The 14521-nt window shown below is 69.9% G+C and carries 15 protein-coding genes; 7 read left to right on the plus strand and 8 right to left on the minus strand.

The features are described from left to right. Positions 1 to 38: 38 nt before the first annotated feature. Both ACZ6WN_RS24755 and ACZ6WN_RS24760 read left to right on the plus strand, forming a co-directional pair. Entirely contained in the window at positions 39 to 2405 is a 2367-nt protein-coding gene (locus tag ACZ6WN_RS24755; RefSeq protein ID WP_465868490.1) for a phosphoribosyltransferase domain-containing protein, read from the plus strand. Next, positions 2405 to 3277, plus strand: coding sequence for a ribokinase (locus tag ACZ6WN_RS24760; protein WP_465868491.1), 873 nt, complete (start codon positions 2405 to 2407; stop codon positions 3275 to 3277). The genes ACZ6WN_RS24755 and ACZ6WN_RS24760 overlap by 1 nt, the downstream gene beginning before the upstream one ends. A 12-nt stretch (positions 3278 to 3289) precedes the next feature. Here ACZ6WN_RS24760 and ACZ6WN_RS24765 read toward each other — a convergent pair whose 3' ends face one another. Continuing rightward, positions 3290 to 4165, minus strand: a complete 876-nt coding sequence (locus ACZ6WN_RS24765; RefSeq protein ID WP_465868493.1) for a bifunctional helix-turn-helix transcriptional regulator/GNAT family N-acetyltransferase — start codon at positions 4163 to 4165, stop codon at positions 3290 to 3292. Between the two features lie 118 nt (positions 4166 to 4283). Between ACZ6WN_RS24765 and ACZ6WN_RS24770 the strand changes: the two genes are divergently transcribed. Both ACZ6WN_RS24770 and cutA read left to right on the plus strand, forming a co-directional pair. After that, a complete protein-coding gene (locus tag ACZ6WN_RS24770) occupies positions 4284 to 5168 on the plus strand; it encodes a Vgb family protein (RefSeq protein ID WP_465868494.1) in 885 nt (294 codons plus the stop codon). A 212-nt stretch (positions 5169 to 5380) separates the two neighbouring features. Beyond that, positions 5381 to 5707, plus strand: coding sequence for a divalent-cation tolerance protein CutA (gene cutA, locus ACZ6WN_RS24775; protein ID WP_465868496.1), 327 nt, complete (start codon positions 5381 to 5383; stop codon positions 5705 to 5707). Here cutA and ACZ6WN_RS24780 read toward each other — a convergent pair. Then, on the minus strand, positions 5700 to 6968 hold the full coding sequence (locus ACZ6WN_RS24780; RefSeq protein WP_465868498.1) for a helix-turn-helix domain-containing protein: 1269 nt from the start codon (positions 6966 to 6968) through the stop codon (positions 5700 to 5702). The two genes, cutA and ACZ6WN_RS24780, sit on opposite strands and share 8 nt — an antisense overlap. Before the next feature lie 177 nt (positions 6969 to 7145). On the opposite strand from ACZ6WN_RS24780, the gene ACZ6WN_RS24785 reads away from it, so the two are divergent. The 3 genes from ACZ6WN_RS24785 to ACZ6WN_RS24795 all read left to right on the plus strand — a co-directional run bounded on the left by ACZ6WN_RS24785 (position 7146) and on the right by ACZ6WN_RS24795 (position 8438). Continuing rightward, the gene (locus tag ACZ6WN_RS24785) at positions 7146 to 7823 is read left to right on the plus strand and encodes a TetR/AcrR family transcriptional regulator (protein WP_465868499.1); all 678 of its coding nucleotides are present in this window, start codon (positions 7146 to 7148) and stop codon (positions 7821 to 7823) included. 7 nt (positions 7824 to 7830) lie between these two features. Then, entirely contained in the window at positions 7831 to 8112 is a 282-nt protein-coding gene (locus ACZ6WN_RS24790) for a hypothetical protein (RefSeq protein ID WP_465868501.1), read from the plus strand. A 104-nt stretch (positions 8113 to 8216) separates the two neighbouring features. Then, the gene (locus ACZ6WN_RS24795; protein ID WP_465868503.1) at positions 8217 to 8438 is read left to right on the plus strand and encodes a hypothetical protein; all 222 of its coding nucleotides are present in this window, start codon (positions 8217 to 8219) and stop codon (positions 8436 to 8438) included. On the opposite strand, the gene ACZ6WN_RS24800 is transcribed toward ACZ6WN_RS24795, so the two are convergent. The 6 genes from ACZ6WN_RS24800 to ACZ6WN_RS24825 all read right to left on the minus strand — a co-directional run bounded on the left by ACZ6WN_RS24800 (position 8435) and on the right by ACZ6WN_RS24825 (position 14470). Beyond that, positions 8435 to 10615 (minus strand): DUF4082 domain-containing protein, encoded by a 2181-nt coding sequence (locus tag ACZ6WN_RS24800; RefSeq protein WP_465868505.1) that lies wholly within the window; start codon positions 10613 to 10615, stop codon positions 8435 to 8437. The two genes, ACZ6WN_RS24795 and ACZ6WN_RS24800, sit on opposite strands and share 4 nt — an antisense overlap. Then, on the minus strand, positions 10615 to 11667 hold the full coding sequence (locus tag ACZ6WN_RS24805; RefSeq protein ID WP_465868507.1) for a phage upper tail fiber protein: 1053 nt from the start codon (positions 11665 to 11667) through the stop codon (positions 10615 to 10617). Before ACZ6WN_RS24805 ends, ACZ6WN_RS24800 begins: the two co-directional genes overlap by 1 nt. Positions 11668 to 11785: 118 nt before the next feature. Then, positions 11786 to 12157 carry a hypothetical protein gene (locus ACZ6WN_RS24810; RefSeq protein ID WP_465868508.1) on the minus strand — a complete coding sequence of 124 codons (372 nt, stop codon included), beginning with the start codon at positions 12155 to 12157 and terminating at the stop codon, positions 11786 to 11788. A gap of 2 nt (positions 12158 to 12159) precedes the next feature. Next, the gene (locus tag ACZ6WN_RS24815; protein WP_465868509.1) at positions 12160 to 12495 is read right to left on the minus strand and encodes a hypothetical protein; all 336 of its coding nucleotides are present in this window, start codon (positions 12493 to 12495) and stop codon (positions 12160 to 12162) included. A 30-nt stretch (positions 12496 to 12525) separates the two neighbouring features. Next, positions 12526 to 13923, minus strand: a complete 1398-nt coding sequence (locus tag ACZ6WN_RS24820; protein ID WP_465868511.1) for a hypothetical protein — start codon at positions 13921 to 13923, stop codon at positions 12526 to 12528. Positions 13924 to 14125: 202 nt separating this feature from the next. After that, the gene (locus ACZ6WN_RS24825; protein ID WP_465868513.1) at positions 14126 to 14470 is read right to left on the minus strand and encodes a hypothetical protein; all 345 of its coding nucleotides are present in this window, start codon (positions 14468 to 14470) and stop codon (positions 14126 to 14128) included. Between the last annotated feature and the right edge of the window lie 51 nt (positions 14471 to 14521).

Here is a 14521-nt window from a genome sequence, read left to right on the forward strand (position 1 = left end):
TCTCTGCGGTTGAGTCAGATGAGGAGCATTGGGGGAGAATGTCACCTGTGAGAGACGAAGCGAGCGGCTGGTCGGGCACCTGGGTGGCCGAACGTCTGGGCGTGCGCCTACGGACGACCGACGCGCCGAGCGGGATGATGCTCACCGACCTGGTCGGTCTGGCGGTGCGACGCAACCCCCGACGCGCGCAGCTCCTCGTCTCCTCCGTCCTCGGCAAGCACGTCCCGACCGACCCGCGGCTCGTGACCGACGCCGGGCTGCGTCTGGGGGCCAAGGCGCGCGCCGCGGTGACCGGTGACGCGGTGGTCCTCGGCTACGCCGAGACTGCCACCGCGCTCGGCCATCTCGTCGCCGACGCCCTCGGCGCGCCCTACCTGCACTCCACCCGCCGGGTCGTCGACGGCATCGAGTCCGTCGCCGACTTCTACGAGGAGCACTCGCACGCGACCGCCCATCGGCTGCTCCCCGCCGACCCCGCCTTCCTCGCCCGCGCGCAGACGCTGGTGCTGGTCGACGACGAGGTCATCACCGGCAAGACCGTCGTCAACACCATCCGGGCGCTGCACAAGAAGTTCCCGCACAAGCACTACGTCGTGGCCGCGCTCGTCGACCTGCGCTCGGAGGACGACCGAGGCCGGATGGAGCGCTCGATCAAGCGGCTGCGCGCGACCCTGGACGTGGTCTCCCTCGCGAGCGGCGAGATCGAGCTGCCCGAGGATCTCGCCGACCACGGCAACCAGCTCATCGACAACGTCGAGAGCCTCCGCCAGCTGGCCGGCGTCGAGCCGAGCCGGCGTCCGCGTGGCGAGGTCGTCCAGGTCGTCGCCACCTGGCCCCGCGCCGTCCCGGAGGGCGGCCGCCATGGCTTCACGACCAGCTCCTCCGGCTCCTACGAGTCGGCCGTCACGGTGACCGCCGCGGCCGTCGCCGGCCGCATCCCCGACGGCCCGGTGCACGTCCTCGGCACCGAGGAGCTGATGTACGCACCGCTGCGGATCGCCTCCGCCCTGGCGGACCGGCGTGCGGCCGAGGGACGCCGTCACGAGATCACCTTCTCGACGACCACCCGGTCGCCGGTGCTCGACGTCGACGACCCGGGCTACGCGATCCGCACCGCGATCACCTTCCCGTCCCATGACGCGCCTGCCGACGGCGACGGGCCGCGCTTCGCCTACAACCTGCGGGAGGGTGCCTTCGAGACGATCGTCCTGGTCGTCGACGAGCCGGCAGACACCCCCGCGCTGCACGAGGAGGGCGGCCTGGTCGACCAGCTCGCCCGGATCGCGCCGCGGGTCGTGGTCGTGACCATCCCGGCGTACGCCCCGGAGCCGCGCCACGACCAGCCGGCCCGGCAGCTGCCTGATCCGCTCCGCGGGCCGGCCTTCGGTTCCTACGACCGCGACGACGTCGCCTGGCTCCTCAAGGACCTGTCCGAGGACGCCGCGAAGGCGCCGGCCGAGCATGCGGAGGCACAGCGCGAGCTCTTCGACGAAGCCCTGACCGCATCGGCCCAGCGGGTCGCGTACGCCATCGGCCTGGTCACCGAGCAGGTGCTGGCCCGGCGTGGGCAGGATGCCGTGCTGGTCTCCCTGGTGCGTTCCGGCACCCCGATCGGGGTCCTGATGCGGCGCTGGGCGCAGCGCGTGCACGGGATCGACCTGCCGCACTACGCGATCTCGATGATCCACGGGCGTGGCATCGACCAGACCGCGCTCGCCTATCTGGCCGCGCATCACGACCCCGCCCGGGTGATGTTCGTCGACGGGTGGACCGGCACGGGTGCGATCGCCCGGGAGCTGGCGGCCTCGGTCGAGAAGGCCAACTCGACGCTCGACGCCCATCTGGCCTCGCCGTTCTCCCCGGAGCTCGCGGTCCTCGCCGACCCGGGCCGGAGCGTCGCTGTCTACGGCACCCGCGAGGACTACCTGATCCCGTCGGCCTGTCTCGGCTCGACCGTCTCGGGCCTCGTCTCGCGCCCCGTCATCGACGACGACCGGGTCGGCCCCAACGACTTCCACGGCGCCGTGTTCCATGCTGATCTGGCCGCGGCCGATGTGTCCAAGAAGTTCATCGACACCGTCGCGGCCCGCTTCCCGATCGTGCGCACCAAGGTGATGCTCGACCTCGGTGCCCATCTCGGCGGTGACCACACGCCCACCTGGGTGGGCTGGGACGCGGTCGAGGAGGTGGCCGAGAAGTTCGCCGATGGCGACGTCAGCCTGGTCCGGGCCGGTGTCGACGAGACCGTCCGGCTGCTGCTGCACGGCGAGCCGGCCAAGATCCTGGTCGACCCGGCGCGCGACGCCGACCTGGCCTCCGTCAAGAAGCTGGCCGAGGCGCGCGAGGTGCCGCTGGAGCGGATCTCCGGCCTGCCCTACTCCTGCATCGGCCTCGTCCGCCCCTGATGCCGGCGCGCCAGCCGCAGGACCTGGTCGTCGTCGGGAGCATCAACGTCGACCTGACGGCGCTCGTCGAGCGGCTGCCCGTGGCGGGTGAGACCGTCGGGGGCGGTCGGCTCCGCCGTGACGTCGGCGGGAAGGGCGCCAACCAGGCCGTCGCGGCGAGCCGGCTCGGGGCGCGGGTCCGGATGGTCGGTGCGGTCGGCTCCGACGCAGACGGCGCCTGGGCGGTCGAGACGATCCGGGCCGCCGGCGTCGATGTGGGGGACATCGGGACGGTCGACGCACCGACCGGGACTGCCCTGATCGCCGTCGACGAGGCGGGGGAGAACCAGATCGTGGTCTGCGGCGGCGCCAATGCGCTGGTCGACGGCGGTGGGATCGCTGTCGGGACCGGGGAGGCGGTGCTGATGCAGCTCGAGCTGTCCCTGGAGGTGGTCCAGGCCGTGGCCGAGCGGGCGCCGGGCTTCTTCGCGCTCAACGCGGCCCCGGCGCAGCCGCTCCCCGCCGACCTCGTCGAGCGGGTCGACCTGTTCATCGTCAACGAGACCGAGTACGCCGCCATGCCCGAGCTGCGCGCGGCCCGGCGGGTCGCGGTGACCTACGGAGCCGCAGGTGCGGTCATGATCGCCGGGGGCACCGAGACCGCTCGCGTCCCCGCCGCCGAGGTCGTGACCGTGGTCAACACCGTCGGCGCCGGCGACGCCTTCTCCGCCGCCCTCACCCTCGCGATCCTGGCCGGTGCCCCGGACGAGCAGGCCCTGCGTACCGCCTGCCGGGTCGGCGCCGCCGCCGTCGCACACCCCAGCGCCCAGCCGCCGCTGGACCCGCTGGAGGTCTACGCGGTGGCAGCAGCGGGCGGATGTTCACCGAGGTAACTCGGTGAGCATTCAGCCCAGCTCCTTGCGGAAGAAGTGGGTGGCGTGGGGGTTGTCGTTGTAGCGGTCGATGCGCTCGTAGCCGGCTCGCTCGTACATGCCGATCGCCTCGCTGAGGACGTCGCGGGTGTCCAGGCGTACGACCCGGTGGCCGAGCCGTAGCGCCTCGGCCTCGAGGTGGCGCAGCAGGCGTGAGCCGAGGCCGGCGCCGCGCCAGGCGGGGTCGACCCACATCCGCTTGATCTCGGCGGTGCCGTCGAACTCGCGCACCGCGCCGGAGGCGACCGGGGCGCCGTCGCTGGCGGCGACGAAGAAGGTGCCGTGGGGTGGCCGCAGCGACGGGTCGTCGCCGAAGCCCTCGTCACCGACGGTGAACCCGAACCGTTCGCCGATCTCGGCGAAGTAGTGGCCCATGGCCTCCTGGGCCATCGGGTCGCGTGGGTCGACCGGCTCGAGGGTGATGGTGGCGGCGCGCACCAGCAGGTCGGCCGTCGCCAGGGCCTCGTTGAGGCGGTCGCGCTGCCGCTGCGTCAGCGGGTCGAGCAGCAGGTGGGCGCGCTCCTCGGAGCGCTGCTCGAGGTCGTCCCACTGCTTGACGCCGTCATCGGTGAGCACCACCAGCCGGCGCCGACCGTCGGTCGGGTCCTGGTCCATCGTGACGTACCCCTTGCCTTCCAGGGTCCGCAGCATCCGGCTGACGTAGCCGGAGTCGAGGCCGCCGAGGCGGGTCCGCAGGTCCTGAACGGTGCGGGCGCCGAGGCCGATCTCGTAGAGGATGCGAGCGGTCCCGTAGGGGAGGCCGCTGCCGAGGAAGGAGTCCTCGAGCGCTCCTACGCGACGGACGTAGCTCATGTTGAACTTGCGCATCACCGAGGTGTCCACTGTCATATACCTGACTTTAGTCAGATATCTTCGGGAATCCAAGAGTGGGAGATAAGCGGTTGTCCCTGCTCCTGCCGTGGGGCGAGAGTGTGGATGGCAGAAGCCCGACGAGAGAAAGGCATCCATGACACCCGAACGGACGGGCCGCATCACCGAGCTCCCCGTGCCGGGCAGTGGCCCGTACGCCATCACCGCCGGCCCCGACGGCGCGCTGTGGTTCACGCTGGTGGCCAGCGGCGAAATCGGCCGCCTGGTCCCTGGCGAGCCTCCCGCGACGTTCTCGCTGGCAGCCGACTCCGGCCCGACGATCATCGCTCCCGGGTCCGACGGGGCGTTGTGGTTCACCGAGTTTCGCGCCCACAAGATCGGCCGGATCACGGTCGACGGCACGGTGACCGAGCACGCACTACGGGAGTGCGGGCCCTACGGGATCGCTGCCGGCCCCGACGGAGCGTTGTGGTTCACCGAGACCTCGACGGACGGCATCGGGCGCATCGCCACCGACGGGACCGTCACCGAGTTCCCCCTCCCGATCGCCGAGGCGTTCCCCTCCGCCATCGTGGCGGGCCCGGACGAGGCGCTGTGGTTCACGATGAACCGGGCCAACGCGATCGGCAGGATCGACCTGAGCGGCGACGTCACCGTGCACGAGCTGCCCACGCCCGACGCGGCACCGGTCGGGATCACGCTCGGACCCGACGGCGCGCTGTGGTTCGTCGAGATCGCGGCGGGCCAGATCGGCCGCATCACCGTCGAGGGGAAGATCGACGAGCACCCGTTGCCCGACCGTGGTTCGCGGCCGCATGCCATCGTCGCGGGCGCCGATGAGCTGTGGTTCTCCGAGTGGGGCGGCAACCGCGTCGGGTCGATCAGCACGACCGGCACGATCGAGTCCATGGCGCTGCCCACCCCGAACTCCGAGCCCCACGGTCTCGCCCTCGGATCCGACGGAGCGCTCTGGATCGCCCTCGAGCACGGCGCGCTGGCCCGCCTGCCGGTCAGGAAATGACGAACGGCCCGTCCTCTCGGACGGGCCGTTCTTCTGGGGTGAGCGACGGGGCTTGAATTATCGACTCATCCCCAGGTCAGAAGCGTTTAGCGAGGTCAGGGGCACATTCGGTACCTGTGCTTACCCGTCCATACCCGGCAATACCCGGCCATAGGTGCAAATGTGCACATTCGCCGGAAGTCTCTCCTGGGCTGGTCCGTAGGGTGGCGACCATGACTCTCGATGCGAAGTACGTACAGGTCACCGTCGCGGCGGCCGACCAGGAGACGCTCGCCGGGCTCGCGCGTGGCGCCCTCGCGGCGAAGCTGGCGGCTGGCGCCCATGTCGTCGGGCCTGTGTCGTCGTTCTTCTGGCACCTCGGCGAGCAGGGCGAGGGCGAGGAGTGGCACCTGGTGCTGAAGACCACAGGGCAGCGGTACCCCGAGCTCGAGGCGCACCTCATCGCCGAGCACCCCTGGGACAACCCCGAGGTGTCGGCAGTGGCGATCGCCGGCGGCTCGGCGGCCTACCTGGACTGGATCGACCGCACCGTTAGCTGATCGCGCTGACCCGGGCGTGGCGACGCTCGACGAGGTCAGCAACCTCGGGCAGCCGCTCGTGCGGCTGGAGCCGGCGGAGCACGGTGTCGATGTGCTGCAGCGGTCGGACGGAGGCGACGCCGGTCGCGAGCTCCACGGCCCGCGAGGTCACCGCGGCGCCCTGCTCGACTTCGCCGGCGTCCAGGTAGGCGTGCGCCAGCCACGACAGGTACATCGCTTTGTCGCGGGCGTGCGTGTCGTCATAGCGCGCGAGCACGCCCTCGAGCGTGGGGACGGCGCGCAGTGGCCGGCGGAGCATCGTCCAGCAGCGGCCGGCCATGATCTCCAGCTCGTTGTCGTCGACCCAGAAGACCCAGTCGGGGTCCTCCTGGTCGCCCTCGAGCTGGTACGCCGCGGTGGCCGCCTCCAGTGCGGCCTCGGTCTCCCTGGCCTGGCCGGCGACCGCGTGAGTCCATGCCATGCGCTGCAGCAGTAGGGTCTCGGTCCGCGGGGTCGCGTCCTGCTTCGCGGTTTCGTACGACTGGGTTGCCAGGTCGACGCGCGGCCGGTCGGTCGAGATGTGCTGGTAGGCAAGGAACGAGAAGGCGTTGCCCGCCAGGACGGTGTCGTCGGCCTCGTTGGCGGCGGCCAGGCTGGCCGTGTAGTGCCCGTGCGCCTCGGTGTGCATGCCGGCATCGAACGCGGCCCAGCCAGCGAGCTGCTCCTGCTCGGCGACGACGCTGGTCAGCGCCTGGCGTACGTCGCCGGTGCAGTTGCTCGTGCGCACGAACTTCGTCGTCTTCGCGGCCTCGGCGGCGTACAGGCCGTAGGTGTCCGCTCCGCCGATGAAGTCGTCGAGCCTTCGCAGTCGCGCTGTGCGTGCGAGCAGCGAGCTCACCTCAGAGTCACCCACCCGGCCGCGCCGGTCGCCCGCCGGCGACAGCATCGTGCTGCTCGTGGCCGCCGCAGTGCCGACGCCCAGGGCCTTGAGCATGGTACGGCGATCGACGTCGCTCATACTCGCCTGCGGCGGCGCTCCGTCGTGCACCGCAGTCTCTCCTACGGCGGCCGCGAACCGAGATCGCGCGGACGGGGGTGCCTGCTCGAGCGCGGTGTCGAGGATGGCCTGCATGTGTGGTCGCGGTTCGCGATCGGCTCCGGCCTGCTCCCACTTCGAGACCGTGCGCGCCGGGACACCGAGGAGGCCAGCGAAGTCGCGGACACTGAGGCGCAGCGCGACCTTACGCAGTAGGCGGGCCTCGGCCCCCGTCCAAGTATCCACCTACCGCATTGAACCAGTTTCGCTCAGAAATGGGCAGCGTAAGGGCGACGGAAGGGCGACAGCAGGCCGTTACGCGGCACGTCGCGGCTGAGGGAGCCTCGAAGGAGACCCCGGCATCAGGTCCCAAGTCACTGGTGTCGGGGTCGCTCCAGCAGCCCCTCCGACGACGGTGAAGCGATGGACACGGCGAGATATACGGCACCCCGGCCCGGGCGGCCGAGACACATCCCGGCCAGCTCGACCCGGCCGCCGCGCGAGCAGATCCTCGACGCAGCCGCCCGCCTATTCACCGGCCAGGGCTTCGCAGCGACATCGACGCGCGAGATCGCCGACGCGGTCGGGATCCGGCAGGCGTCGCTCTACTACCACTTCGCCGGGAAGGACGACATCCTCGGCGAGCTCCTGGAGAAGACTGTTCGGCCCACGCTCGACAGCCTCGACGAGCTCGCCCGGGTCGCGACGCCCGAAGCGCGGCTCTACACGCTGGCGCTCCGCGATGCCCAGGTGCTCGCCGAGCTGCCCCACAACATCGGGACCCTGCCGACCCACCCCGACGTCGTCGCCAGGGCTGACGTGTGCCGGGAGTACGAGATCGCCCGGCTGGGGCTCCGGCGTGCGTACGGTGCGCTCGGGGTCGCGTGTGCCTCCGACTCCGTCAACGGCTCGATCGGGCAGGAGCTGCTCGGCGGGATCATCATCCAGCAGGTCGAGGGCGTGGTCAGTGCGCGCGCGGCCGGCGACCCCGGCGACGTCGTCCCGGCCATGGAGCTGTACGCCATTGCCGCGACCGTCCTGCGCATCTGCGGTGTCCCCGACGACCGCGCCGAGGCCGCCGCTCGAACATGTGTTCTATGATCATGGAGTGGAGAGCTGGCACGAGACCGAGCCCCGCGCCGTCTGGATCCTGCGACGCGGCGTGACCCCTCTCCCGGCCTGGCCCGGCATCCTCATCGGCTGGAAGCAGCTCGAGGACAAGCCGCCCGGCCTCGGCTCATGGAAGGGCCTCGTGTCGTTCACGCGGAGGCGTGGCGCGTTCCCGGAACTCGGGTGGTTCTATGCCGGGGACCTGCGCAAGGTCGCCGAGGATGCCCCGATCTGTGGCGGCGGAGAGTACCCCGGGGCGGGACCGTGGTCCCTCAAGTAGGCCGTATCGAGATACCCCCAATGGGGGATATCTCGACGGGTCCGTCACACGGGCCTTGCTCGCCGCTGATTCGCTGGGCGACGATCGCTGACAAGGAGGACGTGATGACCGACCAGACCCGGGCACAGTGGCCGCCGCCACCCCCGCCGCCGGCGCGACCCAAGCCGTTCCACGAGACGACCCTGGGCGCGATCGTCATCGCGCTCGCCATCGTGGCGGCGATCTTTGTCGCCGCCTACGTCTGGTACGTCAACTCCGGAGACGACGACTCTGCGACGGTCGTCTGCAATGGCGACAGCAGCTCGGTGACCTGCACCCGCTACTAGTTGGTCAGGACCGTCCAGCCCTTTGCCTGGAGGCTGGCCTTGGCCGTGAGGCCTGCGCCGGTCGGGGCGGCGGGGACGCCGCTCGAGGCGATGCCGGTGTCGAGTTGGATGAAGCCGGTGGCCGGACCGTTCTCGTCGAGCTCGATGAGGATGCCGTTCACCGCCTCCTCGGTCCAGGGGTTTCCATAGGACTGGAACGAGCGCATGGTGGCCGGCATGTTGGCGAAGTCGATCGACTCCTGGTCGGTGTTCCAATCCCATCTCTCTTCGAGCGCCGGCTGCTTGGACAGCGGGATGTGGTTGACGATGATCTGGTCACGCACGCAGTAGTGGTACTCCTGCGCCATGATCCCTGTGATCGGCTCGAGCGTGAGCGTCCCGCCAGGGTGGCGGGTGGCTGCGCAGCGGACGTCCTTGACCGTGTCGGAGATCGGGTTCATGTCGAGGTACGACAGCTGGCACGACTCCAGGCACAGACGGATGATGCTGTTGCAGCCCGTGAGGTCGACCGTCTCGATCTCGGCGTGGAAGCACTCGATGAACTCGAGGTCCGCCATGCCCGAGAAGTCGACCGTCTTCAGCACCGAGTTGGCCGCCATGAACGACGTCAGCCCGGTCAGCAGCGACAGGTTCTGGATGGCCACCACCGGCTGGGGGGCCCAGTCGTAGGTGGGGCCAGGGCCGTACGTGCCCGGGTCGTCCAGGTGCGAGAAGCCCAGGTTGAGGATCCCGACCTGGTCGAAGGCTGGGGCTCCGCCGTCGACGACGTAGAGGCGCATCTGGCGCTCGGTGTAGACCCCGAAGTCGATGACCGGCTTCGACCCTGACGCGAACACCTTGCCGTCCTCGAGCGTCCACAGGCACTGCGCGGTCGAGCCGGGCACGAGCTCCACCCATGGCCGGAACGACGGCGCTTCCAGGTCGAAGCCGACGTACGACCCGGTCATTGTGGGCTGGTAGACCCACTCGCTGCCGGCGTACCCCTTGGTGACGATCTGGTTGCCGATCCGGAGGTTGCCGGGCTGTTCTCCGGAGAACCAGTCACCGGAGGCGAGGGGCGGAGGGAGTGGGTCGGTGCCGACGGCGACCTCGGCGACGGTGAGCGTGCCGGTGGTGGCGCCGGAGCCGTAGAAGAACAGCTGGTCGGGCTCGAACGTCATGTCGGTCTCGGCGACCTTGAGCCAGGACCGTCCGTTGTCGTCCTCGGAGAACATCAGCACCAGGCGGTCGTCGTCGGTCCGGTCGATCCGCATGTAGCGGGGCGCGGTGATGGTGTCGAGGCTGATGTCCTTGGCGGACTCGGGGCGGATGACCACGTCGGAGAGCGGGTCGGCCGGCGCCCAGGTCTCCCAGCAGGGGAACCCGGCGTAGTTGAACGCGACCTGGGTCCACTCTGTGGTGCCGCGGCCGATGCCGAACCGGGCTGTTCGGAACGTCACTCCGCCCGGGGTCCAGATGCACTTCCACGCGATCGACCGCCACCCGTCAGGGAGGTCGCGGTAGACGACGTTCTGTGCCGGGGTCTGGGCCGTGCTCGTGACGGCGAGTCCGACGCCGGCGGAGGAGTAGCTGTTGGCTCCGGTCGAGGTGCCCTCGAAGGACCAGCCGTCGTCCTCGAGCTCAGCCTGGTTGCCGTACGCGGCCATGTCCCAGGTGCCTGCTGACCCGGTCAGCGTCGGCGGGGCCACGGCGACGGTGCACTCGACGTCGATGCCGTAGTTGTGCGGCGTGCTGCTTCCGGTCGGCGCCGTGAGTGTGGTCGCGACGTTGAAGCCACCCGCGTTCGCGGGGAACGTCAGGCCGTTGGAGTTGCGTACGCCGGAGTGCATGCCGCTGGCGAGAGAGAACCAGGTGCCGTCGGGGATCTTGACCACGGCCATGTAAGTCTGCCCGATGGTCAGTGCGACAGGGGCGGGCAGCTCCACGCGGTTCCATCCACGGGTCACCGTGACACCGGTGGTGGACTCCAAGATGGTCCCGCTCGAGTTGGCGATGCCGACGTCGACGTTGGTCATGGGAGTGCCAGACCCGGGCGTGCTCCTCGAGCCCCAGTGGAACCAGACCGCGACGGCCGAGGCGGCCACGGTGGGCGAGAAGCGGACGCCGAAGTTGTAGGGCTGCCCCGGGTCGCCGGAGACGGTGAGGATGGACGTCTCGGAGAACAGGCGCGCCTTCATCAGACGATCCAGTACAGGGTCGCAGGGTCCTTGGTCGGGAGGGCGTCGTACTCCGCCTGGGTGATCTTCTCGATGATGTCGATGCCCGTGCCGACCACGCCGCCCAGGTCGGCAGCGGTCTTGTTGCCCGCCATGGCCGTCGTGCCGGTGGTGCCGATCGCGAGGTCGGAGGTGCCGGCTCCGATCGCGGCGCGGGCGATCTCAGCCGTCGCCCCGACGGCCATGGCGGCCGGCTTCCCTGTGACGTCGTCCCAGCTGGGCTCGTAGGTGTCCGGGAGCGCGCCGACGTCGGCGGCGTCCAGGACCACTGCCCCGGTCTGGGTGTTGACCGAGGTGACCGCACCCCCTCCGCCGCCAGCGGCGGAGATGGTGAGCTGCCCGGTGGTGTCGTTGTAGGCGAGGGAGACGTTGGCTCCGGCAACCAGCAGCGCGGCGACGCGGTCGTCGATGGCCTCGGAGAGCCCCGAGACCTTGCTGGCGTCGAGGGTCTGCCAGGTGGCGGCGCCGTCGGTGCTCGAGGTCTTGATGAGGATCTGGCCGGTGGTGCCACCGGCGGGGAGGCCGGTGCCGGTGCCGGATGGCGGGTTGATCCACTCGGTGTCGTAGCTCGTGCCCGATGCCTTGGCGAGGATCTGCCCGTCGGCGCCGCCGGCGGGGATGCCCTGGACGAGGAGCGCGCCGTTCGACTGCTGCACAGGGTTGATCGTCGGCAGGTCGATCGTGCCGCCCTCGGGGACGGAGATGTAGAACTGGAGCGGGTTCAGGCCCAGGCCCGGGAACGTGTAGACCACCCGATAGGTGAAGTCGGTCGGGTTCAGCTCCGGGTCGTTGCTCGCGGGCACCGTCATGGAGAGGTTCCCGTCGGCGTCCAGAGTGTGCTCGTAGAACGCCTTGAGGAAGACGACGCTTGGCGGCGTCGCGGTGGCGTCGATGAGCTGCCGGACCGACGGGTGGAGGGCGACCTTCCATGTCGTCAGGTCGACGCCGGGGATGGCGTCCTCGGAGAAGTTGCCGACGACGGTACCGGTGCCGACGTTGCTGGGCAGAGGCATGGGACGCTCCTAGTTGGTCAGTCAACTGGTGACGGGGTGGTCTGAACCGATGGCGAGGAGTGACGCGCCACGCGAGCGGGGGCGGTTCGCGTGGCGCGCCACGAGGGGGAGTGCGCCGTCAGGCGCGGGACTGGCGCCGAGCGTTGACCGCGGCCGCGTTGGCGCGGTTGGCGGTCCTCAGTTCCTCGAGGAGCTCGGCGCTGCCGGCGAGTGCGGCCTTCAGCTCGGCTGCAGCTGCCGCGACGTCCGCAGAGGTGATCCCGCCGAGCGGATCGGACTTGAGCCACGGCTTGATCCAGCCGCGTTCCTCGGCGAAGTTCCATGCCTTGGTGATCACCCCGGACCAGACCACGAGCGCGGCGACCACGCCGGCGAGCCCGCCGGTCGTGAGGTCGGCGGGGAGCAGGGGCACGATGATCGGGATGTAGGTCGCAGCGGCCACGAGCAGCTGCACGAGCGTGCGGAGGGTGCGCTTGGTCGACTCGGTCATCGTCAGGCCCCCACTCGCAGGAACGGGGCCCAGTAGCCCTCGAGGGGCTGCCCGGTCTCCTCGTCGACCATCATCGAGCGGCTGCACGACCAGAACGTGTCGTTGCCGTCGAGGAGCACCTGGCCGTTGACTGAGCCGCCTGGCGCCGACGCCCAGACTCGGGTGATGACCATCGGGTAGACGTCTCCGGCGGAGACGCTGTTGCCGGCGTGGCACTGTGCCCCGGTGTTCTGCTGGGCGAGGCCGGAGGCGTTCAGGTCGGCGCGACGCTTGTTGATGGACTCCGCGTCGTACGACGTGAGCTTGTAGGCCACGATGCGGCCCAGGGTCGGGATCATGATGTTGCCTTCCTTCGGTGAGTGTTCTGCTCAGATCTCGAAGTCGAAGATCTTGAAGTCGTGCGTGTCCGAGCCCTGGCGATCCAGGTTTGCGGAACCGACCTTCTTGGCTCCCTTGATCACGACCATGTCGGGCGCCTTGCCGTCGACCACAGCGCCAGCGGGACCCGCGACCCGGTCCATGACCGTGGCGAACTCCTCGTTGTAGTCCCCGCCGGCGATGGCAGGGTTCGAGGATGCCTTGAGCCAGGCGGCGACCTCTGCGTTGAATTCCGCCACGGCGTCGCGGCCGAACGGTCCGTGGACGTCGAGGAGGTCCAGGTCCTTGCCCTCCACCGAGATCGTGACGGCAAGGGGGGCGCGAGGGTCGTGCATGGCCCCGACCTTGGGGCCCTTCCACGTCTCAGACAGCTCGAGGAGCTCGCGGAACCCCGCCGCCACATCGTTGCGGACGAGCACCGTGTTGCTCGACGTCTCGATGATGTGGTCCTCGTGCAGCCGCTTCGGGCGGAACTGGATGGCGCGGTAGCCAGGGATGCTCCACTTGCCGTACATCTGGGCGGTCTCCTGGAGCAGCACCGCGTGCGGCCGGTGCTTGGAGAGGAGCGCCGAGTAGGTCCGGTTGACCTCGGAGACAGCGCGCTTCACGTAGGTGTTGTGGATCGCGATTCGGGCCTTGACCTTGGCCGGGGGCTTCGGTGCCGGGACCTTGAACCGGTAGAGGATCTGGAGGCCGTCGGGCCCGAGGGACTCCGCGTCCGGGGTGGTTGCGTAGCCGGTGCCGACCTTGTGCTTGCGCTCGAAGGCGGCCATGGCGTCGACGGTTCTCCGTCCGGCGAACCCGTCCACGGCAAGGTTGGTCCCGGCCTTGGCGTTGAGGGCGTTCTGCACCGCCGCTACGCCGTGGTAGCGCTTCAGAACGCCGTCACGGTGGCCAGCTCCCTTCTGGAACTCGTGCTGGACGAGCACCAGGTCGGAGGTGACCTTGGGGTTCCACTCCCAGGTCGGCTTGGCCTCGTCGAGCCAGCGGCTCGTGTCCGACCAGGCGGACTGAACCTCTCGCAGGCTGACGTGGACGTGGCCGTAGTGGCCGTTCGAGCCGGTGTAGCGGCGCGCGGCCCAGCCGTGAGTCCGGGAGTAGATGATCCCGTTCGAGATCACATACCAGACGCGCGAGTCGCCGACGGCGGCCTTGATGATCTCCTTGCGGAGGTCCGAGTCTGGGTCGTTGTCGTCGATGTCGAAGTCGACGGCGCGCACGACGCCGGACCACTTGCCCGGCGCCGACCACAGCGGGTTGTGGCTGGAGACCCGTGCGGCGTGGCTCGTGTCCCCGATCCAGCCGTCGCTGGACTTGTCCCGGCGCGGCCAGCGCGCGTTGACCTCCTTGCGGAAGGCGACGAGCGAGGGGGCGAGGAAGTACGACATCAGCGCTCCACCTCGCCCTCTTCGTAGATGTCCTCTTCGGGCAGGTCCTCACCGGCGAGGTCGTCAGGGTTGACGTCGTCCTCGGCGATGGCGGCCACCTCGGGGAGCTGCTCGGTCATGGGTTCCTCCGGGGATGCTCGGGATGCAGCTCGACCCCCGGCCGCATCCCATCGGCACGGGGGTCGAGATCGTGAGGGAGGGTCTACTTGCCCTCGGGGCCGAGGACGTGATCCATCAGCCGGTTCACCATGGTGTCGGTGTCGCGCGTGTGCTCCTCGCGCCATGCCTCGAGCGATGCCACGCGCTTCTCCTGATTGCTCTCGCTGATCTTCGATTCGAGGCTGGAGACGCGTGCCTGGATGGACGGCACGGCGGGCTCGATGACGGCGCCGGAGTAGTCGAGCACCTCGGGCTTGCCGAGGACCCCCTCGCCAATGACGTCGAGGCGTTTGAACAGGCGATGGAGCGCGAGCACGCCGCCGACGATGGTCAGCACGGCGGCGACGGCCGCGCTGATCCAGAGCAGGTTCTGGATGTATTCGGGCATGGGCAGGTCCTCTCGGGTGGGACCCCGCCGGATCACGACGGGGTCGTGGTG

It is taken from the genome of Nocardioides sp. NPDC054178, from assembly GCF_055585005.1.

Bases quoted from the DNA above. Each gene is read 5' to 3' on its own strand.
- ACZ6WN_RS24760 (WP_465868491.1), top strand. From the start codon at position 2,405: ATGCCGGCGCGCCAGCCGCAGGACCTGGTCGTCGTCGGGAGCATCAAC.
- ACZ6WN_RS24825 (WP_465868513.1), bottom strand. From the start codon at position 14,470: ATGCCCGAATACATCCAGAACCTGCTCTGGATCAGCGCGGCCGTCGCC.
- ACZ6WN_RS24820 (WP_465868511.1), bottom strand. From the start codon at position 13,923: ATGTCGTACTTCCTCGCCCCCTCGCTCGTCGCCTTCCGCAAGGAGGTC.
- ACZ6WN_RS24785 (WP_465868499.1), top strand. From the start codon at position 7,146: ATGGACACGGCGAGATATACGGCACCCCGGCCCGGGCGGCCGAGACAC.
- ACZ6WN_RS24800 (WP_465868505.1), bottom strand. From the start codon at position 10,615: ATGAAGGCGCGCCTGTTCTCCGAGACGTCCATCCTCACCGTCTCCGGC.
- ACZ6WN_RS24755 (WP_465868490.1), top strand. From the start codon at position 39: ATGTCACCTGTGAGAGACGAAGCGAGCGGCTGGTCGGGCACCTGGGTG.
- ACZ6WN_RS24770 (WP_465868494.1), top strand. From the start codon at position 4,284: ATGACACCCGAACGGACGGGCCGCATCACCGAGCTCCCCGTGCCGGGC.
- cutA (WP_465868496.1), top strand. From the start codon at position 5,381: ATGACTCTCGATGCGAAGTACGTACAGGTCACCGTCGCGGCGGCCGAC.
- ACZ6WN_RS24810 (WP_465868508.1), bottom strand. From the start codon at position 12,157: ATGACCGAGTCGACCAAGCGCACCCTCCGCACGCTCGTGCAGCTGCTC.
- ACZ6WN_RS24815 (WP_465868509.1), bottom strand. From the start codon at position 12,495: ATGATCCCGACCCTGGGCCGCATCGTGGCCTACAAGCTCACGTCGTAC.
- ACZ6WN_RS24805 (WP_465868507.1), bottom strand. From the start codon at position 11,667: ATGCCTCTGCCCAGCAACGTCGGCACCGGTACCGTCGTCGGCAACTTC.
- ACZ6WN_RS24765 (WP_465868493.1), bottom strand. From the start codon at position 4,165: ATGACAGTGGACACCTCGGTGATGCGCAAGTTCAACATGAGCTACGTC.
- ACZ6WN_RS24795 (WP_465868503.1), top strand. From the start codon at position 8,217: ATGACCGACCAGACCCGGGCACAGTGGCCGCCGCCACCCCCGCCGCCG.